General features: G+C 71.0%; 1 protein-coding gene. It reads left to right on the top strand.

All coding sequences use genetic code 11. The annotated features are described in order from the left end of the window. The coding region (locus ACFU99_RS44325) for a phage tail tape measure protein (RefSeq protein WP_384404557.1) at positions 1–1,138 on the top strand (1,138 nt) is incomplete at both ends.

The following is a 1,138-nucleotide window of genomic DNA, read 5'->3' on the forward strand; positions in this document are numbered from 1 at the left end:
GATGAAGCGCGCCGCGGTGGCGGCGCAGCAGCTCGGCAACGACCTGCGGCTGCCCGGCGCGACCGCGGCGGATGCCGCCGAGGGCATGGTGGATCTGTCGAAGGCCGGTTTCCGGGCGGACCAGTCCATCGACGCCGTACGCGCTTCACTCCAGCTCGCCTCGGCCGCCGACGTCGATGCCGCCACGTCGGCCCGGTACCTGGGCGACATCATGGATCAGTACGGCCTCAGCGCCGACCAGGCGGCGAAAGCATCCGACGTCCTCGCGGCCACGGCGAACAACGCCTCCGGATCGATCACCGACATCTACCACTCGATGCGGTACGCGGGCCCGGTCGCCAACTCCCTCGGAGTCTCCCTCCAGGACACCGCCGCCGCGGTCGGGATGCTCGGCAAGTCCGGGCTGCTGGGCCAGACCGCAGGCACATCGATCAGGGGCATCTTCGCGAGCCTGTCGGCGCCGACTCCGCAGCGGCGAGGGGCGTTGAAGAACCTCGGCATCGAGGCATACGACGCCCAGGGCCGATTCCGGGGTCTGCGGACGGTCATCGACGGCCTGTCCAAGGCCGAACAGAACATGACGCAGAAGGGCTTCGCCGAGAACGTCACCAAGGCGTTCGGCCGGGCCGGAATGAACGGCGCGACGGCGCTGGCCCACCAAGGCGTCGAGTCCTTCGACGCGCTGTCAGCAGCGGTGAACCGGACGGGGGCCGCCGCCTCCCTCACGGAATCACGCGGGCAGGGGCTGACCGGCGCGGTGACGCAGCTGCGCACCCAGGCGAAGCAGACGGGGCTGGCGCTCTACAACGCGATGGCGCCGGGCCTTGAGTACGTGACCCGATTGCTCACGCGGGGCATGGCGGGGGCCACCCCGTATCTGACGGCTGCGATCGAGTACGGCCGCAACCTGGCCGTGCTGTACGGGCCGGAGCTGAAGGCGAAAGCGGGAGCCGGGCTCGGCGGGCTGATCGACGAAGCGAAGGGGCTGCTGGGGCCGTTGAAGGCGCTGGGCGAGCGCACCCTCGCCACGGGCTTGAACCTGCTGATCAACGCCGGCCGCGCGCTGGGCGAGGTGCTGCGCAACGCGGCCGACGGCGCCCAGCCGGTGGTCTCCGCGCTCTCAGGGCTGGGGAAGGAC

The sequence above is a fragment of the Streptomyces sp. NPDC057654 genome, from assembly GCF_042800135.1.
Taxonomy (GTDB): domain Bacteria; phylum Actinomycetota; class Actinomycetes; order Streptomycetales; family Streptomycetaceae; genus Streptomyces.